This is a genomic window from Jidongwangia harbinensis (assembly GCF_020216025.1).
GTDB classification, from domain to species: domain Bacteria; phylum Actinomycetota; class Actinomycetes; order Mycobacteriales; family Micromonosporaceae; genus Actinoplanes; species Actinoplanes harbinensis.
In genome coordinates, this window is sequence record NZ_JAIWNC010000011.1 from 104873 (window position 1) to 131737 (window position 26865).

The window sequence follows — 26865 nt, forward strand, 5'->3', positions numbered from 1 at the left end:
ATGACGGCAAGTCCTCGCCGGTGGCTGATCCTCGCCCTGGCACCACTCGTCGCCATGACGATGCTCATCACGCCGGTGACCCCGGCGCACGCCGAGCCGGACGGGTCCGGCAAGTCCTCCAAGACGGCGGACGACGGCGACGACAATCCCATGCTGAACGACGTGCTCGACTCCACCGGCCGGCGCTACCTCGCGGCCAAGGCCGCGGTCGCCAAGTCCACCAAGAAGCAGCTCGCGCTGGCCGTCCAGGTCCGCGACGCCGAGTCCAAGCGCGACGCGCTGCTGCCGGAGGTCGGCGCCGTGGCCGGACAGCAGTACCGGATCGGCGGCATCTCCGCGGCCAGCTTCCTGCTCAACAGCGCGGGCTCCGACAACTTCCTGGAACGCGCGGTCTCCCTGGAGGAGATGAACGCGATCAACAACAAGAAGCTGAAGGAGCTCAACGACGCGATCGAGCTGGTCGCCAAGAGCAAGGCCAGCCTGGACGCCGAGGTCAAGGCGCAGCAGCAGCATCTGGCCTCGATGAAGAAGCAGAAGCAGGCCGCCGAGGAGGCGCTCAGCCTGGTCGGCGGCAAGACCGTGACCGGCGGTTTCGTGGACGTCAAGTCCCGGGTGGCGAAGGCCGCGCCGCGCAACTCCGACGGCGGGTTCTCCCCGCAGGGCTGCACCATCGACGACCCCACCACCGGCGGCTGCGTCACACCGCGGACGCTGCACATGTACAAAGAGGTGAAGAAGGCCGGCTTCAACCGCTTCGTCGGCTGTCACCGCAGCGGCGGGCCGTTCGAGCACCCGAAGGGCCGGGCCTGCGACTGGTCGCTGCAGAAGAGCGGGTTCGCGCCGTGGCACAACCGGGACACCCGGGAGTACGGCAACAACCTGATGGCGTTCCTGGTCCGCAACGCCGACCGGCTGGGCGTCCTGTACGTCATCTGGAACAAGCAGATCTGGCAGCCGGCGTCCGACTGGCACTCGTACAGCGGGCCGAGCGACCACACCGACCACGTACACGTGTCGATGATCTGACGTACCGCACCGCATACGGAACGGCCCCCGGTCACCCGACCGGGGGCCTTCGTGTTCCGGGCGTCAGGACAGCGTGGCGCGGCGGACCGGCGCGCGGCCGGCCGGCTGCTCCGGCGCCGGCCCCGCGGGCACGGCCGGCGGGATCTGCACCACCACCGGCTTCACCTGCGTCACGGTGACCTCCTTGCCGTAGTGCATGAGGTCCAGGCGGGCCGAGCCACCGCCGTTGCGCAGCGAGTACGTCACCTCGTCGGCCGCCACGATCACCCGCAGTCGCAGGCCCCGCCACAGCAGCGAGAACTCCAGCCGGTTGATCCGGCTGGGCAGCCGCGGCGCGAACGACAGCTGGCCGTTGAAGTCCCGCATGCCGCCCAGACCGGCCACCAGCGCGATCCAGGAGCCGGCGAGCGAGGCCACGTGCACGCCGTCCCGCGCGTTGCGGTGCAGGTCGTGCAGGTCCATCAGGGCGGCCTCGCCGAGGTAGTCGTGGGCCAGCTCCACGTGACCCACCTCGGACGCCATCACGGCCTGGATGCAGGCCGACAGCGAGGAGTCCCGGACCGTCCGCGCGTCGTAGTACGCGAAGTTGCGGGCCTTCTCCTCCGGCGTGAACGCGTCGCCGCGCACGTACATCGCCATCACCAGGTCGGCCTGCTTCACCACCTGCTTGCGGTACAGGTCGAAGTACGGGTAGTTGAGCAGCAGCGGGTACGCCTCCGGCGGGGTGTTGCCGAAGTCCCACTCCTGCAGCCGGGTGAACCCCTGGGACTGCTGGTGCACGCCGAGTTCCCGGTCGTACGGGATGTGCACGGCCGCGGCCGCATCCCGCCAGGACGCGGCCTCCTCGTCGTCCACGCCCAGCCGGCGGGCCACGTCCGGGTGGCGCTTCGCGGCCTCGGCGGCCTCGAACATGTTCTGCTGCGCCATCAGGTTCGTGTAGACGTTGTCGTCGACCACGGCGGTGTACTCGTCCGGGCCGGTGACGCCGTCGATGTGGAAGCGCCCGTGCCGGTCGTGGTGCCCCAGTGAGCGCCACAACCGGGCCGTCTCCACCAGCAGCTCCAGGCCGACCTCGCGCTCGAAGTCGTGGTCGCCGGTGGCCTGCACGTACCGGCGCACCGCGTCCGCGATGTCGGCGCCGATGTGGAAACCGGCGGTGCCGGCCGGCCAGTACGCCGAGCACTCCTCGCCGCGGATGGTCCGCCACGGGAACGCGGCACCCTGCAGACCCAGCGTCTGCGCCCGCTCCCGGGCCAGGTCCAGCGTCGAGTGCCGCCAGCGCAGCACGTCGGCCGCCGCGGACGGCTGGGTGTAGGTCAGCGCGGGCAGTACGAACGTCTCGGCGTCCCAGAACGTGTGGCCGTCGTACCCGGGGCCGGTGAGCCCCTTGGACCCGATCGGCCGCTGCTCGGCGCGGGCACCGGCCTGCAGCGTGTGGAACAGGCCGAAGCGGACCGCCTGCTGCACCTCCGGGTCGCCCTCGACCGAGACGTCGGAGTGGTCCCAGAACTCGTCCAGGTACTCCCGCTGCGCGTCGAGCAGCCCGTCCCACCCGTCCAGCCGGGCACTGGCCAGCGCGCCGCCGACCTGGTCCCGGACGGCGGGCAGCGAACGGTGGCTGGACCAGCCGTACGCGGCCAGCTTGACCACCCGCAGCTTCTGCCCCGGCTCCAGCTTGCAGGCCACCGTGGTGCGCAGCCAGTCCGGGTGCCCCTCGGTGGTGATGGCGTGCTTGCCGGGCGTCTCCACCAGGTGCTCCATGGCCGCGGCCATGCGCAGGTCGCTGGCCTTGGTGCGGTGCACCAGCAGACCGCCGGTGCGCTGCTCGAGCATCTCCTCCGCCTGCAGCGGGTGGTCGAGCACCGCGGCCACCCGCGGGTCCTTGCTGGTCGGCGGCAACTGCTCGTTCGCCACCAGCTCGGACTGCAGGATCAGCCGGGCGCCCTGCTCCAGCGGCTCGACCTCGTACAGGATCGCGACCACGGCCCGCTGGGTGAACGAGACGAACCGCACGGTGCGGATCCGCACCGCCTGACCGGACGGCGACACCCACTCGGCGGTCCGCTCCAGCGTGCCGGCCCGCAGGTCCAGGACCCGTTCGTGGGAGCGCAGCTCGCCGTACCGGACGTCGAACGGCTCGTCGTCGACCAGCAGCCGCATCAGCTTGGCGTTGGTGACGTTGACCATCGTCTGGCCGGACTCCGGGAAGCCGTAGCCGGCCTCCGCGTAGGGCAGCGGGCGCAACTCGTAGAACGAGTTCAGGTAGGTGCCGGGCAGGCCGTGCGGCTCGCCCTCGTCCAGGTTGCCGCGCAGCCCGATGTGACCGTTGGCCAACGCGAAGACCGACTCGGACTGGGCCAGCAGGTCCAGGTCCAGCCGGGTCTCCCGCACGTGCCAGGGGTCGACGGGATATGCCCGTTCACGGATCACGGTGGTGCCTCTCGATGACTATGAAAGAAGAAAGTCTGTGGGGAGTTACGCGATCATCGCGTCAGGAGTTCGGACAGATCCTGGACGACGATGTCGGCACCATGTGCCAGCATCGCCTCGGCCTGTCCGACGCGGTCGACACCGACCACGATCCCGAAGCCGCCTGCCCGACCGGCGGCGACGCCGGCCAGCGCATCCTCGAAAACGGCGCAGTGCTCTTTAGGGGTGTCGAGCAACTCGGCGCCGAGCAGAAAGGTGTCCGGTGCCGGCTTACCCGGCAAGTGTCGCTCCCGGGCCACCACGCCGTCTACGCGTACCTCTAGCAGGTTTGCGATACCGGCCGCCTCCAGCACGTCCTTGCAGTTGGCACTGGCCGACACCACGGCGCGCCGCAGACCCGCGTCGCGGGCCGCGTGCAGGTAGTCGACCGACCCGGGATAGACCTGGACGGCCCCCTCCTGGATCTTCTGCAGGACGAGCTCGTTCTTGCGATTTCCGATGCCGTTGACGGTCTCCGCGTCCGGAGCGTCGTCGGGGGCGCCCTCGGGCAGGGTGATGCCACGAGAGGCGAGGAACGTGCGTACGCCATCGGCTCGCTGCCGGCCGTCGACAAATCGGTGGTAGTCGTCGCCGGAATCGAACGGTACGAACGGCTGCCCGTGCTGCGCGGACCAGATCCGCAGAAACGCGTCGAACGTCAGTTTCCACGCAGCGTTGTGGACCAGGGCGGTCTGCGTCAGCACACCGTCGAGGTCGAAGAGGCAGGCGGTCACGTGTGGAGGAAGACCGAGCACCGGCCTAATGTAGTCGCCCTCGGTCGGAGAATCCCCACAACATCGCACCCAACGTTTCACCGGCGATTCTTACGTGTTTCATCCGGCCGTCACATCGTGCTGACCTGCACAGACGCTGTTCAGGCGGCGGCCAGAGAGATGCGCAACCCGATGGTGGTGCCGATCGGACCGGTCGCCATGGTGACCTCGTCGCACAACTGGTACGCCAACCAGATGCCGCGACCGCCGACCTCGAACGCCTCGGGCACCTCCGGCGCACGGTGAAAACGCTGCGGGATGCCCGGGCCGGAGTCGGTCACGGTGCACCACGCCGAGTCGCCGGCGAGCCACACGACGATGCGTCCGTGGCCGCCGGCGTGCAACACGACGTTGGTGATCACCTCGTTGACCGCCAGCACGAACCCGTGCAGCCGGTCGCCGCCCAGCCCGGCCTCGGTCAGGCTGGCCTGGACCTCGTGCCGGACCACCGTGATCTCGTCCCGGCCGAACGTCCGATCCAGCAACTCCGGATGCGGCGACGTGGCCGGAACCGCATGCCGAGCGGGCTCCCGCGCCGGAGCCGAACGCAGCGCATCCTGGCTCCGCTGCAGACCGTATGTCTCGTCCACCGTCGTGCAGCCTACGCTGTGCGACGCCCTCGTGGCAGACAACATCCGGCCGTTCCCGGCCACCGGACCGGGCCGGCGGGTCAGACCAGGCCGGAGATGGTCCGGAAGATCTCGGCGTAGAAGTTGCCGTCGATCTCCCGGTACAGGCTGAACTTCATCCCCGGGCTGCCGAAGAACGGCCGCAGGGTCCAGGCCAGCTGGGTGCCGACGAACCCGAACAGGAAGATCCAGACGTACAGCAGCGTCATGCTCGGCGGCGTGCCGGTGGCCGGCCGGGCGGCCCGGGGGTACGGGGCCGGCGCCGGGCGCACCGGCTGCAGCACGTAGCCCGGCGGAACCGTGACCGCCGGAGCGGCGGGCTCGGCGACGGCCACCGCGGTGCCGGCCGGTGCGGGGGTGGCCGATGCCGGGGTGGCACCGTTGGGCGCCGCGCCCGGGGTGGCCGCCGGAGCCGGGGTGGCCGCGGGCGTGGCTGCGGGCACGGGGGCGGCCGGCGGCACGTCCGGCGCCGCCGGGGAGAGCAGGCCGTAGTCGTTGAGCACCCGCATGCCGCCGGTGAGGAAGCGCAGGCCGACCAGCGCGGCGAGGCCCAGGATCGCCACGTTGAGCAGCTTGAAGAAGCCATAGTCCGGCGCGGTGATCAGGAAGAAGAGGCTGATCGGCGCGAACGCCAGCGCCAGCATCGCCGTCACGGTCAGCGCCACCATGACCAGCGACAACGACTGCCGCACCGACAGCCGGGCGCCGAAGACGAGGTTGAACAGGTACAGCGTGGGCAGGCAGATGGCCAGCGTGACGGCGAACAGCAGGGGCAGCTTCACCGCCGAGGTGAGCGCCATCAGGACACTGTGGAAGGAACCCAGCACGGCCCCGTAGACGGCCAGTGCGGCCATCGAGCTGATCAGCATCTGGCCGGTCAGCCGGGTGAGGTCGCGGTCGTCCACGACCTGCTGCCAGATGCCCTGTCGGTCCCGCAGGATCCGTTCGATCACCAGTAAGCCGGATGCGTTCGCCACGACGGCCACCCTTCACTTCGACGTCGATACGCCATCGCACCGACGTGTGCGCGAACGATATGCCATCCAGGCAAGACATGTAAGAGGCGCGCACATGCCAAGATCACAATCGCCCATCAGATGACAAACCCTCATTGACGGGTACGTAGTTCGGCCGCCCCAGCCATCGTGGCCATCCGACGACGTCACGCCATCGCCACCGAGGCGTGCTCCTAGGAGCGCTGGCGTTGTCGATCGACCACTCGCTCGACAGCGGCCCTTCCGGCGGACCAAGGGCCGGCCTGGCCGCGTCGCGTGGAAGAACGGTTCGCTGCGCGCCGGAGCTCCACACGCCCCGTTGCCCCGTGCCCGGCGAGACGGTTCACTCCGCGCCACACCCCGTCGCCCCGAGCCCGGCGTGTAGCGAGATGGTGCGCTACGCACCGAAACTCCACACGCCCCCTCGCACCGGGTAGGGCGTGTGACGAGATGGCGCACTACGCACCACAACTCCACACGACCGGTCGCACCGGGTAGGGCGTGTGACGAAATGGTGCGCTACGCACCACAACTCCACACGCCCCCTCGCACCGGGTAGGGCGTGTGGCGAGATGGCGCGCTACGCACCGCAACTCGACACGACCGGTGGCCTCGGGCCCGGCGTGTGGAGGTGCGGCTAGTTCCGCACCCGGAAGCCACACGCACTGCGCATCGCGCGAACCAGGCCCGGCCGGCGGGGCTTGCCATGCGCCGCTCCCCCCGGACTCTGCCGGAGCTTGAGGACTGAGCGCCCGAATTGTCCCCGCTGCGGGCGAGCCGCCGGTTCCTGCGCCCGGACACTTGAGCACCGCACGCCAAGCCGAGGCGCGCGGGGGCGTCCGCCGGGGCTAACGCCAGCCGACGTCGATCCGGTCGCCGCGCTCGTCGAAGAAGTGCAGGGCGTCCATCCGGACCGAGATGGCCAACGGATGGCCCGGCGACACCGCCGGGTAGGGCGCCAGCCGCACCGCCAGCTCGGCCGGGCGCCGGTGGTGCCGTCCCGGATCGGCCAGCACGCTGGTCTGTTCCGCGTCCCGGACGCCGGGCTTGCTGCCGTTGGTCCGGTCGGCGCGGCCGGTGAGGCGCTGGAGTGCTCCGCCGAACCGCTGCAGCGCGCCCCTCTCCTCGGGACCGTCGTGCACCGCGCCGCCCATCTCGTCGACCAGGATCGCGGTGGCGCCGATGTCCAGGAAGGCGAGCGACTCGTGGCCGTGGTGTTCGAGGTAGCGGATCCGCCCGTGCAGCACGTCGCCGGGCGCGTCCGGCGCCACCGGGGTCAGCGCCTCGGCCCGCATGCCGACGACGATGCGTTCGCCGTGGTAGTGCGCGACGGCCCGGGCGCGGATGTCGGTCCACGGCAGGTACAGCGCCTGCTCGCCGAGATTCAGCGCGATGTAGCGGTCGAGGTGCACGTACACCGACGCCTCGAGCAGGTTCATCCGGGGCGCGCCGAGGAAGGCGGCCACGTAGAGCGTGGCCGGGCGGCCGTACACCTCGGTGGGGGTGCCGATGTCCTGCAGCACGCCCTTGCGCAGGATGGCGACCCGGTCCGCCATGGTGAGCGCCTCGGCCTGGTCGTGGGTCACGTACATGGTGGTGACGCCGAGTTCCTTGGTCAGGCCGGTGATCTCCGCACGCAGTTCCGCGCGCAGCCCGCTGTCCAGGTTGGACAGCGGCTCGTCCATCAGGAACAGGCCGGGCCGGCGCACGATGGCCCGGCCCATCGCCACCCGCTGGCGCTGGCCGCCGGAGAGCTGACTGGGCCGGCGGCCGAGCACGTCGCCGATGCCGAGCGCGCTGGCCACGTCGCCGACCCGCTCGGAGCGGGACTCCGGCTGCACGCCGGAGAGCTTCAGCGGGAACCCGATGTTGTCGCTCACGCTCATGTGCGGGTACAGCGCGAAGTCCTGGAACACCATCGCGATGCTGCGTTCCCGGGGAGCCAGGTCGAGCACCGGCTCTCCGTTGAGCAGGATGTCACCGCTGGTCGGGTCCTCCAGGCCGGCGATCATGCGCAGGACAGTCGACTTGCCGCAGCCGGACGGGCCGAGCAGCACCATGAACTCGCCGTCGTTGACGTCCAGACTGACCTTGTCGACCGCCACCGTGCCGTCCGGCCAGACTTTGGTGACGTCCTTGATACTGACGGTCGACACCGTCAACCTCCTGCGGTCGGAGCAGCGGCGATCCAGGCCCCCTTAGACCCGCGATCGCGCCTACTGTGACCAGCGCCATCGACGATTGGCCATCGGGCGAACGTGCCATTCGCCTAGGGTTACCACATCATTACAGGTTTGGTATGACAACGATGGTCGGCGCGCAGATAAAACCCGCTGGCCAGTGCTGTTCACCGCCAGGAATCCGGCCGGTTATCTCCGGTTCCCGTCGTCGAAACGTTATCTCGGTTTCCCGTCGAACCAGACCCGCCGGACCACCCGCTCCGCCGCCCCGCCGTCGTCCAGTCCGCAGAACCGGGCGCGGAACGCGGCCCGCGCCGCGGTGGCCGCCGGCCCGGCATGCACCCCGCTGCGCAGCGTCTCGACCAGATCGGGGTAGCTGGTGGCGACCGCGCCGGGCGGCTGGGCGAGCAGATCGAAGTACACGCCCCGCAGGGCACGGTAGGCGGCCCAGTCCGGCGCGTAGATCACCACCGGCCGGTCCAGGACCGCGTAGTCGAACATGGCGGACGAGTAGTCGGTGATCAGCACGTCGGCGGCCAGATAAAGATCTTCGACCACCGGGTACGCCGAGACGTCCAGGATCGAGCCCTGCCGCGCCAGCTTCGCGACCGTGGCCGGCGCCACGTGGAAGTAGTGCGCCCGCACCAGCAGCACCGTGTCCGGGCCCAGCCGGTCGGCCAGGTCCTCCACGTCCAGGGTCGGCGTGCCGGGCGGCAGCCACTCCCGGTGCGTCGGGGTGTAGAGCACGACGGTCCGGTCCGGGCTCAGGCCGAGCTTCGCGCGTACCCCCGCGGTGTCCTCGGCGGTGGCCACCGCCAACCGGTCGTTACGCGGATAGCCGACCTCCAGCGTCTCGTGCCGGGCCGGATAGGCCCGCTCCCAGGCCACCGTGGTGTGCCGGTTCGCGGTGATGCTGTAGTCCCAGCGGTCCACCCGGCGCATCTGCCCGGCGAAGTCCCGGTCCGTCGCCGCCGCCGGGTGGTCCACCTGGTCGAGGCCCATCATCTTCAGCGGCGTGCCGTGGTGGGTCATCACGTGCGTGGTGCCCCGGCGCTTCACGATCGGCCGGGGCCAGTTGACGTTGTTGACCAGCCAGCGGGCGCGGGCCATGGTCCGGTAGTACCGGAGCGTGCCGGCCACCACGTAGTCGGTGCCGGGCGGCACCGAACCGACCCGGGCCCGGCTGATCACCCAGACCGCACGCAGGCCCGGGACCAGTTCGGTGGCCTTCGCCGCGACCGCCGCCGGGTTGCAGGACACTCCGCGGAACCAGTAGGCGGCGAAGACCGCGAGGTTCTGGTCGACCGGCAGGCGCAGCTGTCCGCGGTAGTAGATCTGGAAGACGCCCTGCCGGGCCTTGCGGGCGACCGTGCGAGCCAGGTTCAGGCCGGCGGTGGTGGCCCCGGCGACCGCGGTGCGCACCCGGGACGCGATCTCCCACGCCTGGTACGCCGGGTACCACCCGCGCTCGACCAGCCGGTGCCGGACGACCTGATCGTCCTTTGGCGCCGGATAGCCGGTGGCCGGCACGTACCGCCGGTAGTCCTCGTGCATCCGGGCGAAGAACCGTTTGCGCGAGCCCCGGGCCAGCCGTTCCTGGTTGTCCAGCACGACCAGGTAGTGCCAGAGCATCCGCCGTACCAGCAGTGGCCGCAGCTGTGGGCCGCGGTCGGAGTGCTCGTCGACCAGCTCGAGCGCGTGCGTCCAGTGGTCGAAGATCTCGAAATGCCGGTCGTCGAGGGTACGGGTGATCGCCCCGGTACGCCGCTGCCGGTAGTGCACGCAGACCCGGGGCAGCGTGCTGATCCGCTCGGCCACAGCCAGCAGCGGGTAGGTGAACGACACGTCCTCGTACCAGCCGGGCGCGAACCGGATCCCGGTCTTGGCCAGCAGGTCCCGCCGGACGATCTTGTTCCACGCCACGTGCAGGACGTCCAGCACCCGGGGGTACTGCTCGACGGTGAACACCTCGGGCGCCTTGGCCAGTGCCGCCCGGGCCGAGCCGACCACCCGCCCGTCCCAGTGCACCCGGTCGAATCCGACCAGCAGCACGTCCGGTTCGACGGCGCGGAGGCGGCGGGCGACCGCGCCGAGCGCACCGCCGGCCACCCAGTCGTCGCTGTCGATGAACCAGACGTACTCGCCGGCGGCGGCGTCCAGGCCGGCGTTGCGGGCCCGCCCGAGTCCCACGTTCCCGGTCAGCGAGACCACCCGGACCCTCGGGTCACGGGCGGCGTACTCGGCCAGGATCTCGCCGCTGCCGTCCGGCGAGCAGTCGTCCACGGCCACTATCTCGAAGTCGGTGAACGACTGGTCCAGCAGCGAGTCCAGGCACTGACCCAGGTAGCCCTGCACCTTGTACACCGGCAGCACCACGCTGAGCAGGGTCACCGGGCGCCCTCCGCGGTCCGCCAGTCGCCGACCGCACCGATCAGGAATCTGCCGGCGACCACGCCGGCGAGGACCGCGACCCCGAGCGTGGCCTGATCGGTCACCGCCGCCACGGCGAGCAGCACGATCCGGCCGTCCCAGCCCAGCAGCGGTCCGGTGCCGCCGGACGCGGGTGCGCCCTTCTCCATCCGGGCGGTCAGGTCGTAGTGCCGGAGGGCGAGCGCGAACAGCAGCATGAAGATCACCGCGGGCGGCACGTCGCCGGTCAGCCCGACCGCGACCACGAACAGGTACTCGATCGCGCGCAGCACCGCCGGCACCAGCCAGTCGAGCGGCCCGGCGTGCGGCGCCCGGGCCGGCGTGCCGGCCGCCAGCGCGACCAGCGCCACCACGACCAGCGCCAGGCGGGCGTCGCCGCCACCGAGCAGGTCGGTCAGCAACCCCACCACCGCCGCGAACGCGACCAGCGCCGCCGCCGCGCCGACCAGCAACGGCTGGGGCACCCGGGCCCGGCCCAGGACGGCGCAGGTCAGCAGCCCGTCGTCCCGGTGCCGGGCGGTGTCCACCGTGTTCAGCACCCCGACGCGCATCGACAAGGACCGCAGCGAGCGCAGCGCCGACGTGTACGCGGCCGCCAGCAGGCCCCAGCCGACCACCGCGGCCAGCGCCACCCGGCCGTTGGTGAGCGCGGCCAGCACGGCCATCAGAGCCCACCGCTCGCCGATCGGGAACACCACGATCCGCTTCAGCCAGTACGCGGCCGAGCCGGTGTCCGCCTGCACCCGGTTGGACGCGGCGCTGAGCCGGGCACCCACCCCGCTCTGCGCCACCGGCGCCGGACGGGCGGCGGCCTCGTCGTGCAGCGCGCCGTACCAGGTGTCGGTCATGTGCCGGACGGTCTGCAGCACGATCGCGGTGATCGCGAGCGGCCAGGCGTACGGCAGCCCGATCCGTTCCGCCCCAGCGGCCAGGCCGGCGTAGACCGCGTACTCCTTGGCCCGGTCCGCCATGGTGTCGAGCCAGCCGCCGAACGCGCCGAACCGGCGGGTGTAGCGGGCCAACTGGCCGTCCACGCAGTCCAGCACGAAGCCCAGGTAGAGAAGGACCGCGCCGGCGATCATCGCGGGCCGCGACGCCTGCCAGAACGCCAGCGCGGCGGCCACCGCGAACAGCACGGACAGCGCGGTCACCCCGCTCGGCGTGAGGCCGAGCCGGGCACACCACCGGGTCACCAGCGGGGACCAGGTGCTCACCGCGTAGGTGGTGAAGAAGTCGTCGCGTTCCTTGACCGCGAGCCGCAGCCGCGCCGCGTCCTCGTCCACCGCGGCGACCGCGGCCCGGGCGTCGGCCAGCTCCGCGCCGGTGTGCACCCGCACCGCCCGCAGCAGGCGCACCCGGGTGGCGACCGGCACCAGCCCCGCGTCGAGCAGCGCGGGCAGCAGCAGGTCGACGGCGTTGCGGACGTCGGTGGCGACCCCGCCGCCGCGGGTGCCGGTGGCCGCCACCTCGGCGAGCAGCGGCAGGTCGGCGGCGGCGACGTAGAGCGCCCCGGCGAACCGCACGGTGCCGGCGCCGGGCACCAGACGGCCGCGGTCCTCGCGTACCTCGCCGTCCGGGTCGGGGACCACCAGGGCGGTGCTGCGGCCGGCCGGCTCGGTGGCCAGCATCCACAGCAGACTCGGGTGGGCGACCAGGTCGTCCGCGCAGAGCAGCACCGGCCCGTCGGCGTCGCGGGCCAGGCGGGCGATGTCGTCCAGCTGCGCCGCCAGGTCGCCGCCGGTGGACCGCTCGACCACCGACGCGCCGGCCGCGCGCAGTGCCGCCGCCAGGTCGTCGGTGAGCCGGGTCGCATCGACCGGCTCGAGGGCGTTGCCGGTGCTGGCGCAGAGAAGGGCCAGCGTCACCGGACCATCACCGCTTGCCTCCTTCGCACGTGACCGCCCTTCGCGCGCGGTCACGGAGGCTGCGGTCACGGAGGCTCAGGTTAACAGCGGGCAGTGCCCCGGTCCGGGTCCCCCTTACGGGAGTCACGAGCCGCAGATCCCCCTGCGGACCGAGGGCGGGAGTGCGCGGCGACCGTACCGTCGAAGGTGGTTGCGGCACACCGCAGCGACCACCACCGAAGGAGTGAGTGACGTGAATCGCCGACTTGTCCGGCCCCGCGGCGACCGATGGCTCGCCGGCGTCTGTTCCGGTCTGGGCCGCCGTTTCGGTCTGTCGTCCGGCGTCGTACGCCTGCTCTTCGTCCTGTCCTGCCTGCTGCCCGGGCCGCAGGTGCTCGTCTACCTGGTGCTCTGGATGATCATGCCCAACGAGTGACGCTCACGGATTCGCATAGGTGACGGTGACCTGGGTGTAGCCGAGGCGGGCGAGGAGACTCACCAGCATCTTCTGGGTGTTCTCCCTCGCCCGCTGGTCCAGGCCGCTGCCCCGGGCCGCCTCGGTGATCCGCCGCTGCGCCTCGGCGTAGACCCGTTGCTGCTGCTGCGGGTCGCTGCGGAAGGCGTCCGAGATGCGGTTCAGCAGGCCCCGCTCCTCGGCCACCACGTAGCTGCGCTCCATGTCCAGCGCGGCCTGGGTGAGCTGCGGCGCCGGCAGACTGATCTTGACGGTGTCGTCGTCGGTGTTGATGACGATCGCGTCGTCGGCCAGCGAGGCGAAGTCGACATAAGCCTCGACCGAGCCCGATCCGACGAACAGCGTCCGCTGGTTGACCAGGAAGTCGGGGATGTTCTCCTTGTTCTCCTGCAGGTCCACGATGACCTGGAAGGTGCCGTCCGCGGCCACGAACCGGCTCAGGTCGCGCATCGACTGCAGCAGCACCGGCTGGCTGCGGTCGGTCTCCTGGTCACTGAACGGATTGCCGAACTCGGGCAGCACGTTGATCGCGCGCAGGCCCAGGCACATGCCGACCAGCAGCACGAAGACCACGCCGCCGAACGCGGCGACACGCAGCACACCGCCGCGGCCGCCGGGGGACGGCTCGGCCGGCGGCACCGCTTCCGGATACTCGCGGGTCGGTTCGTCGGTCATACCCTCACGGTACGGGTACCCCCCGACACTGGCGACCGCTCAGCCGCCGAACGCGCTCAGCCCGGTGAGCTTCTGACCCACGACGAGCTGATGGATCTCCGAGGTTCCCTCGTACGTGAGCACGCTCTCCAGGTTGTTCGCGTGCCGCAGCACCGGGTACTCGCCGCTGATCCCGTTCGCGCCGAGGATCGTCCGGCACTCCCGGGCGATCTTGATGGCCTCCCGGACGTTGTTCAGCTTGCCGATGCTGACCTGCTCCGGCCGCAGCCCCACGGCGTCCAGCCGGCGACCCAGGTGCACCGCGAGCAGGTAGCCCTTCTGCAGTTCCAGTGCCATGTCGGCGAGCTTGGCCTGGGTCAGCTGGAAGCCGGCGATGGGCCGGCCGAACTGTTCCCGGGTGGTGGCGTACGCGAGCGCGGTGTCCAGGCAGTCCCGGGCCGCGCCGAGCGCACCCCAGACGATGCCGAACCGCGCCTCGCTCAGACAGGACAGCGGCGCGGAGAGCCCGCGGGCGTCGGGCAGCCGGTCGGCGTCACCCACCCGCACCTCGTCGAGCACGATCTCGCCGGTCGACGACGCCCGCAGCGACAGTTTCCGGCGCACCTCGCGGGCCGTGAAACCGGGCGTGGTGGTGGGCACCGCGAAGCCGGCCACACCCTCGTCGGTACGGGCCCAGATCACCGCGACGTCGGCGACCGGCGCGTTGGTGATCCACATCTTGCCGCCGGTGAGCACCCAGCCGTCCCCGTCCCGGCGGGCCCGGGTGGCCATCCGCGCCGGGTCCGAACCGTGATCCGGCTCGGTCAGCCCGAAACAGCCGATCAGGTCGCCGGCCGCCATCCCGGGCAGCCAGCGCTGCTTCTGCTCCGTGCTGCCGTACCGCCAGATCGCGTACATCGCCAGCGAGCCCTGCACGCTGACCAGGGACCGCACGCCGGAGTCGGCGGCCTCGAGCTCCATGCAGGCCAGGCCGTACGACACCGCGGACGCGCCGGCGCACCCGTAGCCGGTCAGGTGCATCCCGAGCAGCCCGAGCCGGCCGAACTCCCGGGCCAGTTCCTGGACCGGGGCCGTGCCGCTTTCGTACCAGTCCGCCACGTACGGCCGGACCCGGTCGTCGACCACCCGGCGGGCCAGCGCGCGGACGTCGCGTTCCTCGTCGCTCAGCAGTTCGTCCAGGTCGAGCAGGTCGAGCGCCGACGTCACCCCTGGACCACCAGCACCCGGGCGTGGATCTGGTTGCGCTGCTGCAGGGCGGCGCGCAGCGCCCGGTGCAGCCCGTCCTCGAGGTAGAGCGAGCCCTGGTACTCCACCACGTGCGGGAACAGGTCGCCGTAGAACGTCGAGTCCTCGGCGAGCAGCTTGTCCAGCGCCAGCTCACGTTTGGTGGTGATCAGATCGGCCAGGCGGATGGGGCGCGGCGGGATCTCCGCCCAGGCTTTCAGCGTCGTGTGGTGGTCCGGGTACGGAGCTCCGTCCCGGACCGCTTTGAAGATCACGACGGCACGCTCCCTCCGGTCCCCTGCGCTACGGCGTTACCCAGTCCATCGGCCATGATGCACCACTTCGTCCATGGGCCGATGCCCCCGACGCAGTGATGGTGACCTCTTGTCGGGAGCACGGTAGCCGACGGTGAGCGCTCCGATCGGGGTGAACGCCTCCGGAACGCCGAACGCCACCTTGAAGTGCTCGACCCGATCGGCCGGAAGGCCGATGAAGCAGGACCCGAGACCCGCGTCCACCGCGGTCAGATGGACGAGCAGCGCGGCGAACCCGGTGTCGATGTCCCAGTACGGCACCGGCCAGCGCGATTCGTCCCGATCCGTCCAGCCCTTGTCGGACTGCGCGTACCGGTCCAGATAGACCGACTTGTTGGACATCGGCACGATGATCAGCGGCGCCGTCCGCATCCGGGTCAGCCAGCCGTCCGGGCCGTCGTCCGGATCGTCCGCGGTGGTGGCGGTCCAGAAGAGCTCGCGGTCCTCCGGCTTCTCCAGCACCAGGAAACCCCAGCCCTGGGAGAACCCCGCGGACGGCGCACGCAGCGCGTGCGCCAGCAGCTTGTCGCGGATCTCCGCGGGAACCGGCCGATCGGGGTCGTACGTGCGTACCATCCGCCGACGGCGGACGACCTCGTCGAATTCCATGGTTACGGCTTGATCCCCCAGGACGCCGACCAGGTCTGACCGGGCTGCAGGACGATCAGGTCCCGGCCCGACCGGAACGCGTCCGGCGGACAGGTCATCGGCTCGATCGCCACCGAACGGCGGTGCCGGGCACCGGTCAGGGTGTCCCCGGTGAAGACCTGCCACCACTTGAAGTTGCCGTCCGCCCAGACCGTCACCTGCGGAGACCCGCCGGACGCCGCGATGGTCACCGACGAGCCGCCGTCCGGCTCGTAGTCGAGATCGCCGAACGTGGTGTCCAGCACCAGGTCACCGATCCGGCGGGGCTCGCTGAAGTCGTACTCCGTGCCGGCCACCTTGACCGCGCCGATCGGCAGCAGCCGGGCGTCGGCGAGGACCCGGAGCCGGGCCGGCACCCGCAGCAGGGTGTCGTCCACCGGTACGCCGGGCAACTGCAGGTACGGGTGCACCGAATAGCCCCACGGCGCGGGCGCGTCGCCGGTGTTGACCACCTCCTGGTCGCACCGCAGGCCGTCGCCGCCGACCGTCCACCGGGTGCGCAGCGTGAGCGGCCACGGGTACCCGATCTGCGGCGGCAGGTCGAACTCCAGGGTCACCGAGTCGGCGGACTGCTCCGCCGCCCGCCACCGCGACCAGTTGGTCAGCCCGTGGATGGCGGTGTGCTTGTCCGGCTCGGTCAGCGAGAGCTGGTACGACGTACCCTCGAACGTGTAGTGCCCGTCGCGGATCCGGTTCGGCCACGGCGCCAGGACCTGGCCGGCGGACGCGGGCGACACCTCGTCGGCGCCGAACCCGTCGAGCACCGCCCGGTCCCCGACGGCGTAGCTGCGCAGCACGCCACCGACCTCCACCACGGTCGCCCGGTGCCCGTCGGCCTCGATCGACCACTGCGTTCCCGATTTCGCCGGCACTACGCTCGTCATGGGTTGGACACTATCGCTTCACCGGCTCGTCGGTCGTGGGCCGGTAGCGCATCAGTGCCGGGAACGCGGCGGCGAGCACGACCGCCAGCCCGGCCGCGGCGAATCCGCCGCCCGCCCAGGACACGGTCGGACCGGTCAGGTCCGCGGTCCCCCCCGCGCGCAGGTCGCCGAGGCGCGGACCGCCGGCCACCACCACGGTGAACACGCCCTGCAGCCGGCCGCGCAACTCGTCCGGGGCGAACGTCTGCAGGATCGACTGCCGGTACACCGCACTGACCAGGTCGGCGGCACCACCGACGGCGAGGAGCAGGACCACCAGCCACAGCTGGGACGCCAGCCCGGACAGGCCGATCGCGATCCCCCAGGCGACCACCGCCAGCACCAGCGCGGCACCCTGCCGGCGGACCCGGCCGATCCAGCCGGAGGTCAGCCCGCCGATCATGGAGCCGATGGCGATCGCCGCGAACAGCCAGCCCACCGCCGCCCCGCCGCCGAACCGTTCCTCGGCCACCTGCGGGAACAACGCACGCGGCATGGCCAGCACCATCGCCACGATGTCCACCGCGAAGGAGAGCAGCAGCACCGGCTGGGTGACCAGGAACCGCAGGCCGACCACGATGCCCCGGAGCCCGGCGTTCGGCTTCTCGGCGCCCTCCGCGCGGCGCACCGGCGGGATCGGCGGCAACCGGTAGGTGGCCCAGAGCGAGACGGTGAACAGTGCGGCGTCCACCGCGTAGGCGATCGTCACGCCGGTGTCGACCGACCAGATGCTGAAGATCAGTCCGGCGGCCAGCGGCCCGAACACCCCGCCCGCCGTGGTGGTCGTGTAGCCCAGCGTGTTGGCGGCCGGGACCAGGCCCACCGGGACGATCCGCGGGATGATCGCCTGGCGGGTCGGCGAGCTGATCGCGAACCCGGCCGACTGCACCGCGGTGAGCACCAGCAGCAGCACCGGGCTGTGCGCCCCGGCCAGGCCCTGCACCAGCAGGCCCGCGGTGGACGCCCAGGCCAGCGCGGAACTGGCCAGCAGCAGGCGCCGCCGGTCCACCACGTCGGCCGCGGCGCCGCCCCAGAGCCCGAAGACCAGCAGCGGGACCAGCGCCGCCACCCCGAGCAGGCCGACCCAGGAGGACGAGCCGGTGATCGCGTACATCTCCACCGGCACGGCCACGCTGGTGAACTGGAACCCGAAGAAGGACAGGCCGTTGCCGACCCACATCCGCCGGTACGCCGTGATCCGCAGCGGCCGGACGTCGATCATCCAGCCACGGCGCTCCTCGACGACCCGCTCGGCGGCCTCCACCGGCTCCTGACTCACGGTGCCAACCGCTCGACCACCCAGTCCGCGCCGGTCCGGCGGTACCGCAGGCGGTCGTGCAGCCGGTTGCTCCGGCCCTGCCAGAACTCCACGGTCACCGGCTTCACCCGCAGACCGCCCCAGTGCGGCGGCGCCGGCACCGGCCCCGCGCCGAACCGCCCGGTGACCTCGGCCAGTCCCGCGTCCACCGCGGCCCGGTCCGGCACCACCTGGGACTGCGGGCTGGCCCAGGCGCCGAGCTGGGAGCCGCGCGGCCGGCTGGCGAAGTAGGCCTCGGTCTCGGCCCGGGTCACCCGCTCCACCGCGCCCGCGACCAGCACCTGCCGCTGCATGGCGAACCACGGGAAGACCAGGCTGGCGTACGGATTGCCGGCCATCTCGACGCCCTTGCGGGACGTGTAGTTGGTGTAGAACACGAAGCCCGCCGGGTCGTACCCCTTGAGCAGCACCGTGCGCGCCGACGGCCGGCCGTCGGCGTCCGCGGTGGCCACGATCATGGCGTTGGGTTCGGGCAGGCCGGCGTCCACCGCGTCGGCGAACCAGGCGCCGAACTGCTCGGACCAGGTGGCGGCGAGGTCCGTCTCCAGAAACGCACCGCGCTCGGTGTAGTCACGCCGCATCTCCGCGGGTTCCGGGCTCACACGATCTCCTTGTCCTGATCCGACGCAACGAACCTAAGTCGCCCACGGCGATCCGTCAGGTCGGTAAGGATGGGTGTCGCGGAGAGCACAACGCGGTGGGTCGACCGCCCGGTCACCACCCGGCAAGATGAAACCCTTACAGCTGTTGGCCGCGATGTCGGAGTGGCCGGAATCCAGGAGGCTAAGGTGTCGGACTTCAAGCCCGGGCTGGAAGGCGTCATCGCCTTCGAGACCGAGATCGCCGAGCCCGACAAGGCCGGCGGCGCACTCCGTTACCGCGGCGTCGACATCGAGGACCTGATCGGGCAGGTGTCGTTCGGCAACGTGTGGGCGCTGCTGGTGGACGGGCGTTTCGGCCCCGGCCTGCCGCCCGCCGAGCCGTTCCCGGTCCCGGTGCACTCCGGCGACATCCGGGTCGACGTGCAGTCCGCGGTCGCCATGCTGGCGCCGTACTGGGGTCTGCAGCAGCTGCTCGACATCGACGACGACCAGGCCCGCTCGGACCTGGCCCGGGTGTCGGTGACCGCACTGTCGTTCGTGGCGCAGGCGGCCCGCGGCCTGGGTCTGCCGGCCGTGCCGCAGAAGGACATCGACAAGGCCGAGACCGTGGTCGAGCGGTTCATGAAGCGCTGGCGCGGCGAGCCGGACCCGCGGCACGTCAAGGCCGTCGACGCGTACTTCATCTCGGCCGCCGAACACGGCCTGAACGCCTCCACCTTCACCACCCGGATCGTCGCCTCCACCGGCGCCGACGCCGCGGCCTGCATCTCCTCCGGCATCGGCGCGCTCTCCGGCCCGCTGCACGGCGGCGCACCGTCCCGGGTGCTGCACATGATCGAGGCGGTGGAACGCAGCGGCGACGCCGAGGGGTACGTCCGCAGCGTGCTCGACCGCGGCGACCGGCTGATGGGCTTCGGGCACCGGGTCTACCGCGCCGAGGACCCGCGCGCCCGGGTGCTCCGCCGCACCGCCAAGGAACTGGGCGCACCCCGGTTCGAGGTGGCCGAGGCGCTGGAACGCGCCGCGCTCGCCGAGCTGCACGCCCGCAAGCCGGACCGCGTGCTGGCCACCAACGTGGAGTTCTGGTCCGCGGTGGTGCTGGACTTCGCCGAGGTGCCGTCGCACATGTTCACCTCGATGTTCACCTGCGCCCGGGTGGCCGGGTGGAGCGCGCACATCCTGGAGCAGAAGCGGCTGGGCCGGATCGTCCGCCCGTCCGCCCGCTACCTCGGACCGGCGCCCCGCAAGCCGCAGGATGTCGAAGGTTGGGACCAGGTTCCGCACAACGCCTGACGCTCGGCATGCTGGACGGGCTGACTTCCCTGTAGGAGAGGACCCTCGTGGCTGACGCGATCCAGATCCCCGCCGACCTCAAGCCCGTCGACGGACGGTTCGGCTCCGGGCCGAGCAAGGTCCGTCCGGAGGGCGTCGACGCGCTGGCCGCCGTGTCTCGGACGTTCCTGGGCACCTCGCACCGGCAGAAGACGGTGAAGGACCAGGTGGCCCGGCTGCGCACCGGCATCGCCCAGTTCTTCGGGCTGCCGGACGGCTACGAGGTGATCCTGTCCAACGGTGGCACCAGCGCGTTCTGGGACACCGCCGCGTTCGGCCTGATCCGCGACCGGGCCCAGCTCGCCGAGTTCGGCGAGTTCGGCAGCAAGTTCGTCAAGGCGGTCCGGGACGCGCCGTTCCTGGCCGACCCGTCGGTGCGCAAGGCCCCCGGCGGCTCGGCGGCGTTCCTGGCGGCCGAGCCCGGCGTGGACGTGTACGCCAGCGTGCACAACGAGACGTCCACCGGCGTGTCCGTGCCGGTCCGCCGGGTCGACGGCGCCGACCCCGGGGCGCTGCTGCTCACCGACGCCACCTCCGGCGCCGGCGGTCTGGACGTGGACCTCGCCGAGACCGACGTGTACTACTTCGCACCGCAGAAGGCGTTCGGCTCGGACGGCGGCCTGTGGATCGCGCTGATGTCGCCGGCCGCACTGGAGCGCGCCGCCGAGATCAAGGCCACCGGGCGGTACATCCCGCAGTTCCTGGACCTGGTCACCGCGATCGAACAGAGCCGGCTGGAGCAGACGTACAACACCCCGGCGCTGGCCACGGTGTTCCTGGCCGCCGAGCAGACCGACTGGATGAACGCGCAGGGCGGCCTGGGGTGGGCCACCAAGCGCACCGCGGAGAGCGCCAACGCCATCTACGGCTGGGCCGACCGCGCCTCGTTCGCGTCACCCTTCGTGACCGACCCGGCGCTGCGTTCCCAGGTGGTCGCCACCATCGACTTCGCCGACGAGGTGGACGCCAAGTCGATCGCCACGGTGCTGCGCGCGAACGGCATCGTGGACACCGAGCCGTACCGCAAGCTGGGCCGCAACCAGCTGCGCGTGGCGCTGTACCCGACCGTCGACCCGTCCGACGTCGAGGCGCTCACCGCCTGCATCGACTACGTGGTCGAGCGCCTCTGACACGATCGGGTGAACGATCCGCTGTCTCGACACGTATCTACCGCCGACAATGGAGTCGACCGGGAGGTTGCAGTGGCAGGCACGGGTATCGACACCGGGATGTTGCACAAGGGGGCGCACAGCGCCTCGTACTTCGACCTGTCCCGCAGCATGGGCGAGGACGTGGAGATCGTCGACTTCTGCATCCCGTGCAACCCGTACTTCCCCACCCCGGAGATGTTCGACGAGCTGTCCCGCGACCTGCAGAAGATCCTGAAGTACTACCCGAGCGACTCCGCGACCATCACCGCGAAGCTGGCCAGCGTGCTGCAGCTGCATCCGCAGACCGTGGCGATGGCGAACGGCTCCACCGAGCTGATCACCTGGATCGACCACTTGTTGATCAAGGAGAGCGTGGCGATCCCGATCCCGACCTTCGGCCGGTGGACCGACCAGCCGCTGGAGACCGGCAAGCGGGTGGACATGTTCCCGCTGCAGGAACGCGACGGCTTCCGGCTCGACCTGGAGGAGTACGTCCGGTTCATCCGGGACCGCGGCTCCCGGGTGGCGGTGGTGTGCAACGTGAACAATCCGGACGGCAACTACCTGCCGCGCCGTGACGTGATCCGGTTCATGGACGCGCTGGTCGACCTGGACCTGGTGGTGATCGACGAGTCGTTCATCGACTTCTCGGACACCGAGCCGTACCCGTCGGTCGGCCCGGACGCGGTGATCCGCCCCAACGCGGTGGTCCTGAAGAGCCTGGGCAAGAACTTCGGCCTGCACGGCATCCGGTTCGGCTACCTGATGGCCAACCCGGCCATCGCCGCCCGGATCGGCAAGGCGCTGCCGAAGTGGAACCTCAACTCGCTCGCCGAGAAGGTGGTCTTCATGATCTCGGCGCACGACACCGAGTACGAGGAGAGCCTGCGCCTGCTCAGCCGGGACCGCCGGATGATGGCGCACGAACTGCGCCGGATCCCCGGGCTCACGGTGTTCCCGTCGCAGGGCAACTTCATCCTGGTCAAGCTGCCGAACGAATGGTCCGGCGTGGCGCTGCGCGACTACCTGGTCGCCAACCACGCCGTCTACACCCGGGAGTGCGGCAACAAGCTGGGCATGACCAGCCAGTTCATGCGGCTGGTGGTGCGCCCGTCGAACGACGTCGACCGGCTGATCACCGGCATGCTCGACTACGGGCGGCAATGGCAGGGCGACAGCGATCTCCCGCCGTCGTTCCAGGACGATCCGCGGTCCTTCCGGGACGACCCGCTGGACGGCAACTGGACCGGCCTGACCGAGCAGTACAACCCGCACCGGGTCGCAGTCCGCTGACCACTCTCCCACGACGAAGATCATCTCTGCAGCTCAACCAGTTTGACGGCGTGGCTTACCCCCATCGGGTGACCGGGGCGCGTACCGTGTTCCGAAACGCGCCCGGGTGGCTGACTCTCGGGAGGCAGTGTCAGAGCAGGTGACTGCGCCAGCGAGGGGACGGAGGCAACGCATGCGGCCGGTACGCTTCGTCGCCCTTTCCGAAGACGGACAGGCCCTCGTGCTGGCCGATGAGGTCGGACGGCTCCTGGCCCTGCCGATCGACGACCGGATCAGCACGGCGTTGCATGGCGACGGCACACCGCACCCGGTCGGCACCGCCGTGGCCGTCGCCAACGCGGAGACCATGGCGTCGCTGTCCCCGCGCGACATCCAGGCACGGATCCGCTCCGGTGAGTCCGCCGAAGACGTCGCGCGCGTGGCCGGCGTGCCGGTCGACCGCGTGCTGCGGTATGCCGGCCCGGTGCTGCAGGAGCGGGCCATGCTGGCCCAGCACGCGCGCCGCACCCGCCTGAAGACGTCGGACTCCGGCGCCCCGCTGGCCGAGGTCGTGGACGGCCGGCTGGCCCAGCACGGCATCGACACCGAGAAGATCTCCTGGGACGCGTACCGGCGCGAGGACGGCACCTGGCGGATCATCGCCACCTGGCCGTCCGGCAAGGCCACCGCGCAGGCCATCTGGGACCTGGACAAAGGTCGCCAGGTGGTGTCCCCGCACGACGACATGGCGCAGTATCTGTGTGCCGAGCGGCCGACGCAGATCCTCGGCCAGGAACCGGCACCCGACCGCGGCGTGCACGAGCGCGGCGGCCACGGGCTGCCCGGCCCGTCCCGCACCACGGAACCAGCGCGCGGCGGCCACGGCCTGCCCGCCGCCGCGGCCGACACCCAGCGCCCGGGCCGGGACCCGATCCGGGCCGGCCGGGACGCGCTGCTGGCGTCGCTGGACCGGCCGCTCGGCGGTCAGGGCGGCGGGCGCAGCCTGGACACCCCGCAGGAGAGCCGCCGGCCGGTCGCCGGTGGCGCGGCCGCCCTGCTCGGCGGCGGCGCGGGCTCGGCCTTCGACGACGACTCCGACCTGCCCAAGGAGGTCCCGGCCGTGCCGTCGCTCGCGGTGCTGCGGCCGCGGCGCACCGTCGGTCAGGGCCCGAACGCGCAGCAGGCGGCCAGCGAGTCCGAGGAGCAGAAGCCCCGCAAGCGCCTGCCGAGCTGGGACGACGTCCTGTTCGGCGGCGGCCCCGCGGCGCGCGAGTCGTCCTGACCGCCGGTCAGCGGATCAGCGGCCACCGGCGCACGTGCTCGTACCCGCCGCCCTCGGCGTGCCGGCTGTGCACCAGAACGATCTCCTCGGCCGCCCAGGCCGGCCCGGCGTAGTCGTCCAGCGCCGCGCGGACACCGCGGTCCTGCGCGTAGGCCACGGTCAGGTGCGGCGTGAACGGTCGCGCGTCGTGCGGCAGACCCATCGCCACCAGGGCGTTCCGCAGGTAGGCATGCACCTCGGCCAGCGCCGGCACATCACCGGTCAGCCCCGCCCACAGCACGCCCGACCGGCCCCGACCCCCGAACGAGCCGCCGCCCGCGATGCGCAGCGTGATCGGGTCGCGGGGCGGGACCGAGGCCACGGCATGGTCCACGTCCGGGAGGAGCGGTGGGTCGACCTCCCCGAGGAAGGCGAGCGTGACGTGCCAGCGGTCCATCGGAGTGAGGCGGAACGGCCGCACCCGCCGGCCCGCACCCCGCACTCCGTCCCGCGCCGTGACCCGGACGCCGCCGGCCCGGGTGTCCCCGGTGTCGCCCTCGCTCGCCGAGTGCTCGTGCGCGGCGGCCAGCCGGTGCCGCAGGTGGGCGCGCGCCCCCTCCGGCGGGAACACCGCCACGAACAACCGCACCGGCCGACCCTGACCGGCTACTTCTCCGGGCGGTGTGCGGCCGATCGCAACTCCAGTCCGGCCCGCTCCAGCGCACTCTCGACCCGGACCCGCTCCAGATCACGGTCGAGGCCGTTCACCGTCGCCAGGTGCTGGTTGACGTCGAGGTACCGGCAGGCGAGCTTGAGCCTTTCGTCGTAGGCCAGCAGCACGGCCTGCGCCCACCGCTCCGACGACGTGGTCGGTCCCGTGTGCCGCTGGTGGTCGAGCCGCCGCAGGTCCGCGGCGACCTGTTCGAACGGAAGCGTTCCCGTCGGATCGGCGGTGACCCGGGGGCCGCGCAGCTCACGGTCGAGGCAGTGCAGGGCGACCAGTTCGGCCCGGCCTCGGCGGCTCCACGCGCGACGAACCGCAAGATCGTCGGAACAGATCAACACGGCCACCGCACACGGCAGACACAGCAGTGCCACCAGAGCAGCTGCGAGCACGAGCACGTGCGGAATAGCCATCGCCCGACGCTAAGCCTTCATCCGCACGTCAGGCCACGCCCATTCGCATGACCTTCCGTGCCATCCCATGATCCATCCCACCAGGCGAACACCCACCCCGGTCCTGAGCGTGAAATCCCGCCGCAAGGTGCACCGAACGTCGCACGTCCAGGCCCACGTGCGTGGAACTTTCTCGGAATTCCCCGCCTCCGCGCTACTCACATCCCGGTCGCGACTCACTCACGGCCCAACGCCCGTCGCCCCGTAGCCCGGGGAATCAGGCCGCCGAGCGCGCCGGCGCCGATTCCAAGGCCGCCTGCTCCGATCCCAGCACCCCAGGCACCCCCGCACCCGCACCAGGCACAGCCGCATCGGCACCGGCACCGGCACCGGCACCGGCACCGGCACCGGCCGAGCCCACCACGCTGAGCCGCAACCGTGGCCGGATCCGGAGCCGCAACCGCTCCCCGCCGGTCCGCAGCTCCCACACCAGCGCCGCAATCGCCGCGAGCAGGCAGATCACTCCCGACCCCCAGATGCTGGACGCGACCCCGAAGCGCTCCCCCCACCATCCGGCCAGCGACGCACCGATCGGTGTGGTGCCGAGGAAGACCAGCACGTAGAGCGCCATCACCCGGCCCCGGTACGCGGAGTCGACGCCCATCTGCACCCGGTGGTTGGCGGCCTGCGCCAGGTAGATCGAGAAGAAGCCGGCCGGCACCAGCAGGATCATGGCGACCACGAACGACGGTGCGAAGCCGACCGCGATCTCGAACACCCCGAACGCGATCGCCGCGCCGAGGACCAGGTACGCGCCGGGGCGGGCCCGCCGGCCGCTGCCCGCCAGCGCACCGCCCAGCGCGCCGACCGCCAGGGCCGTGGTGAGCAGGCCGAACGAGGACGGGCCGGCATTGAAATTGATCTTCGCGAGGGCGGCCAGGGTGACCTGGAAGTTGAAGCCGACCATGCCGACCACGGCCATCAACGCGATGGGCAGCAGCAGGTCGTGCCGGGCCCGTACGTACCGCAGGCCGTCGATGATGCGGGTGTCGGCGGACGTGGGTGCCGCGGCGGCGTCCCGGTAGAGGTCGCCGGCGCGCATCATCAGGTAGCTGAAGACCGGGGCGATGGACAGCGCGGTGGCGATCAGGAACACCGGGCCGGTCTCGAGCAGGGCCAGGGCGATGCCGGCCAGCGCCGGCCCGCCGATCCGGGCGGTGTTGAACGTGGCCGCGGACAGCGCCAGCGCGTTCGGCAGCAGCGGCATTTCCACCAGTTCGGAGACGAACGCCTGGCGTACCGGCGTCTCCACGGCGCTGGCGATGCCGAACAGCGCGGCGAACAGGAACACGTGCCACAGCACGATGACGCCGCTGGCGACCAGGATGGCGAAGACGATCGCGATGACGGCGTACGCGAGGTTGGCGGCCATCAGCAGTTTGCGCTTGTCGAACCGGTCGGCCAGCTTGCCGGCCCAGAGCGTGAGCAGCAGCACCGGCAGGAACTGCAGCGCGGTGACCAGGCCGAGTGCTCCGGGTGAGTCGCCGGAGAGGTCGAGGACCAGCCAGTCCTGGGCGGTGAACATCATCCAGACGCCGACCAGCTTGATCAGCTGACCGATGGCGAACAGGCGGTAGTTGCGGACGTGCAGGGATCGGAATGTCGTGGTCAGCACTGCCCGCACTCGGCGTCGCCCCCTGATCGGTCGTACAGGTCATCGACGTGTGACGAAGCGACCGACGACCGCAGCCCTCAGGCTCGGGCGACCTTCTGGAGGATCTCCGCGGCACGCGCCAGCGTGTCGCGTTCGGCGGGACCGAGGTCGACCAGCTGCCGGGCCAGCCATTCGTTGCGTGCCCGCTCGAACTGGGCGTACACCGCCCGCCCCTCCTCCGTCGCAGCCAGGATCACCTGCCGCCGGTCGGTGGGGTGCGGGGTACGCGCCACCAGCCCGCGTTCCTCCAGCTTCCCGACGATCTTGGTCATCGTCGGGGGCTGGACCCGTTCCATGTCGGCGAGTTCCCGCGGTGTCAGCGCCCCGGCCAGTTGGAGGCTGGTCAGGGCGGACAGCTGACTGAACGTGAGATCGCCGACCGGACGGGCCTGCCGGACTCTCCGGTTGAGCCGGGTGATCGCTTCACGCAGCGTTCTGGCCAACTCGTCGGCTGTTGTGCGCTCCGTCGTCACCGACCGCTCCATCACGATCCT

General features: G+C 71.3%; 24 protein-coding genes. 6 read left to right on the forward strand and 18 right to left on the reverse strand.

What is annotated here, in order from left to right:
• The gene (locus LDL48_RS16680) at positions 1–1026 is read left to right on the forward strand and encodes a coiled-coil domain-containing protein (protein WP_225256049.1); all 1026 of its coding nucleotides are present in this window, start codon (positions 1–3) and stop codon (positions 1024–1026) included.
• A gap of 63 nt (positions 1027–1089) precedes the next feature.
• Here LDL48_RS16680 and LDL48_RS16685 read toward each other — a convergent pair whose 3' ends face one another.
• The 7 genes from LDL48_RS16685 to LDL48_RS16715 all read right to left on the reverse strand — a co-directional run bounded on the left by LDL48_RS16685 (position 1090) and on the right by LDL48_RS16715 (position 12367).
• Positions 1090–3456 carry a glycoside hydrolase family 65 protein gene (locus tag LDL48_RS16685; protein WP_225256050.1) on the reverse strand — a complete coding sequence of 789 codons (2367 nt, stop codon included), beginning with the start codon at positions 3454–3456 and terminating at the stop codon, positions 1090–1092.
• Between the two features lie 53 nt (positions 3457–3509).
• Positions 3510–4250 carry an HAD family hydrolase gene (locus tag LDL48_RS16690; RefSeq protein ID WP_225256051.1) on the reverse strand — a complete coding sequence of 247 codons (741 nt, stop codon included), beginning with the start codon at positions 4248–4250 and terminating at the stop codon, positions 3510–3512.
• 119 nt (positions 4251–4369) lie between these two features.
• Positions 4370–4858: an ATP-binding protein gene (locus tag LDL48_RS16695; protein ID WP_225256052.1), complete on the reverse strand. Its 489-nt coding sequence runs from the start codon at positions 4856–4858 to the stop codon at positions 4370–4372.
• An 80-nt stretch (positions 4859–4938) separates the two neighbouring features.
• Positions 4939–5874, reverse strand: coding sequence for a hypothetical protein (locus LDL48_RS16700; RefSeq protein WP_225256053.1), 936 nt, complete (start codon positions 5872–5874; stop codon positions 4939–4941).
• Between the two features lie 866 nt (positions 5875–6740).
• Entirely contained in the window at positions 6741–8048 is a 1308-nt protein-coding gene (locus tag LDL48_RS16705; RefSeq protein WP_225256054.1) for an ABC transporter ATP-binding protein, read from the reverse strand.
• 240 nt (positions 8049–8288) lie between these two features.
• The gene (locus LDL48_RS16710) at positions 8289–10463 is read right to left on the reverse strand and encodes a bifunctional glycosyltransferase/CDP-glycerol:glycerophosphate glycerophosphotransferase (RefSeq protein ID WP_225256055.1); all 2175 of its coding nucleotides are present in this window, start codon (positions 10461–10463) and stop codon (positions 8289–8291) included.
• Positions 10460–12367 (reverse strand): DUF5941 domain-containing protein, encoded by a 1908-nt coding sequence (locus tag LDL48_RS16715; RefSeq protein ID WP_225256056.1) that lies wholly within the window; start codon positions 12365–12367, stop codon positions 10460–10462. Before LDL48_RS16715 ends, LDL48_RS16710 begins: the two co-directional genes overlap by 4 nt.
• A gap of 232 nt (positions 12368–12599) precedes the next feature.
• On the opposite strand from LDL48_RS16715, the gene LDL48_RS16720 reads away from it, so the two are divergent.
• On the forward strand, positions 12600–12782 hold the full coding sequence (locus tag LDL48_RS16720) for a PspC domain-containing protein (RefSeq protein ID WP_225256057.1): 183 nt from the start codon (positions 12600–12602) through the stop codon (positions 12780–12782).
• A gap of 3 nt (positions 12783–12785) precedes the next feature.
• On the opposite strand, the gene LDL48_RS16725 is transcribed toward LDL48_RS16720, so the two are convergent.
• The 7 genes from LDL48_RS16725 to pdxH are packed head-to-tail and all read right to left on the reverse strand — an operon-like array spanning position 12786 to position 18504.
• Complete coding sequence (locus LDL48_RS16725; protein WP_225256058.1) at positions 12786–13496, reverse strand: DUF4230 domain-containing protein; 711 nt, start codon at positions 13494–13496, stop codon at positions 12786–12788.
• A gap of 39 nt (positions 13497–13535) precedes the next feature.
• Positions 13536–14702 (reverse strand): acyl-CoA dehydrogenase family protein, encoded by a 1167-nt coding sequence (locus LDL48_RS16730; RefSeq protein WP_225256059.1) that lies wholly within the window; start codon positions 14700–14702, stop codon positions 13536–13538.
• A complete protein-coding gene (locus LDL48_RS16735; RefSeq protein ID WP_225256060.1) occupies positions 14699–14995 on the reverse strand; it encodes a type II toxin-antitoxin system VapB family antitoxin in 297 nt (98 codons plus the stop codon). The genes LDL48_RS16730 and LDL48_RS16735 overlap by 4 nt, the downstream gene beginning before the upstream one ends.
• Before the next feature lie 36 nt (positions 14996–15031).
• Positions 15032–15643: a nitroreductase family protein gene (locus LDL48_RS16740; RefSeq protein ID WP_225256061.1), complete on the reverse strand. Its 612-nt coding sequence runs from the start codon at positions 15641–15643 to the stop codon at positions 15032–15034.
• Between the two features lie 2 nt (positions 15644–15645).
• Positions 15646–16566: an aldose 1-epimerase family protein gene (locus LDL48_RS16745; protein ID WP_225256062.1), complete on the reverse strand. Its 921-nt coding sequence runs from the start codon at positions 16564–16566 to the stop codon at positions 15646–15648.
• Positions 16567–16576: 10 nt separating this feature from the next.
• Positions 16577–17827 (reverse strand): MFS transporter, encoded by a 1251-nt coding sequence (locus tag LDL48_RS16750; protein WP_225256196.1) that lies wholly within the window; start codon positions 17825–17827, stop codon positions 16577–16579.
• 53 nt (positions 17828–17880) lie between these two features.
• Complete coding sequence (gene pdxH / locus LDL48_RS16755) at positions 17881–18504, reverse strand: pyridoxamine 5'-phosphate oxidase (RefSeq protein ID WP_225256197.1); 624 nt, start codon at positions 18502–18504, stop codon at positions 17881–17883.
• A 207-nt stretch (positions 18505–18711) separates the two neighbouring features.
• Between pdxH and LDL48_RS16760 the strand changes: the two genes are divergently transcribed.
• The 4 genes from LDL48_RS16760 to sepH all read left to right on the forward strand — a co-directional run bounded on the left by LDL48_RS16760 (position 18712) and on the right by sepH (position 23562).
• A complete protein-coding gene (locus LDL48_RS16760) occupies positions 18712–19818 on the forward strand; it encodes a citrate synthase 2 (protein ID WP_225256063.1) in 1107 nt (368 codons plus the stop codon).
• Positions 19819–19865: 47 nt separating this feature from the next.
• Positions 19866–20987 carry a phosphoserine transaminase gene (serC, locus tag LDL48_RS16765; RefSeq protein WP_225256064.1) on the forward strand — a complete coding sequence of 374 codons (1122 nt, stop codon included), beginning with the start codon at positions 19866–19868 and terminating at the stop codon, positions 20985–20987.
• A gap of 72 nt (positions 20988–21059) precedes the next feature.
• Entirely contained in the window at positions 21060–22301 is a 1242-nt protein-coding gene (locus LDL48_RS16770; RefSeq protein WP_225256065.1) for a pyridoxal phosphate-dependent aminotransferase, read from the forward strand.
• A gap of 172 nt (positions 22302–22473) precedes the next feature.
• Positions 22474–23562 carry a septation protein SepH gene (sepH, locus tag LDL48_RS16775; RefSeq protein ID WP_225256066.1) on the forward strand — a complete coding sequence of 363 codons (1089 nt, stop codon included), beginning with the start codon at positions 22474–22476 and terminating at the stop codon, positions 23560–23562.
• 7 nt (positions 23563–23569) lie between these two features.
• Here the strand turns inward: sepH and thpR are convergent, their stop codons facing one another.
• From thpR to LDL48_RS16795, 4 genes are all read right to left on the reverse strand, one after another.
• Entirely contained in the window at positions 23570–24190 is a 621-nt protein-coding gene (gene thpR / locus LDL48_RS16780) for an RNA 2',3'-cyclic phosphodiesterase (RefSeq protein WP_225256067.1), read from the reverse strand.
• Between the two features lie 17 nt (positions 24191–24207).
• Complete coding sequence (locus LDL48_RS16785) at positions 24208–24678, reverse strand: hypothetical protein (protein ID WP_225256068.1); 471 nt, start codon at positions 24676–24678, stop codon at positions 24208–24210.
• Between the two features lie 256 nt (positions 24679–24934).
• Positions 24935–26341 carry an MFS transporter gene (locus LDL48_RS16790; RefSeq protein WP_225256069.1) on the reverse strand — a complete coding sequence of 469 codons (1407 nt, stop codon included), beginning with the start codon at positions 26339–26341 and terminating at the stop codon, positions 24935–24937.
• 68 nt (positions 26342–26409) lie between these two features.
• Positions 26410–26859, reverse strand: coding sequence for a MarR family winged helix-turn-helix transcriptional regulator (locus LDL48_RS16795; protein ID WP_372472129.1), 450 nt, complete (start codon positions 26857–26859; stop codon positions 26410–26412).
• Between the last annotated feature and the right edge of the window lie 6 nt (positions 26860–26865).

Bases quoted from the DNA above. Each gene is read 5' to 3' on its own strand.
- LDL48_RS16680 (WP_225256049.1), top strand. From the start codon at position 1: ATGACGGCAAGTCCTCGCCGGTGGCTGATCCTCGCCCTGGCACCACTC.
- LDL48_RS16725 (WP_225256058.1), bottom strand. From the start codon at position 13,496: ATGACCGACGAACCGACCCGCGAGTATCCGGAAGCGGTGCCGCCGGCC.
- LDL48_RS16740 (WP_225256061.1), bottom strand. From the start codon at position 15,643: ATGGAATTCGACGAGGTCGTCCGCCGTCGGCGGATGGTACGCACGTAC.
- LDL48_RS16745 (WP_225256062.1), bottom strand. From the start codon at position 16,566: ATGACGAGCGTAGTGCCGGCGAAATCGGGAACGCAGTGGTCGATCGAG.
- LDL48_RS16750 (WP_225256196.1), bottom strand. From the start codon at position 17,827: ATGATCGACGTCCGGCCGCTGCGGATCACGGCGTACCGGCGGATGTGG.
- pdxH (WP_225256197.1), bottom strand. From the start codon at position 18,504: ATGCGGCGTGACTACACCGAGCGCGGTGCGTTTCTGGAGACGGACCTC.
- sepH (WP_225256066.1), top strand. From the start codon at position 22,474: ATGCGGCCGGTACGCTTCGTCGCCCTTTCCGAAGACGGACAGGCCCTC.
- LDL48_RS16785 (WP_225256068.1), bottom strand. From the start codon at position 24,678: ATGGCTATTCCGCACGTGCTCGTGCTCGCAGCTGCTCTGGTGGCACTG.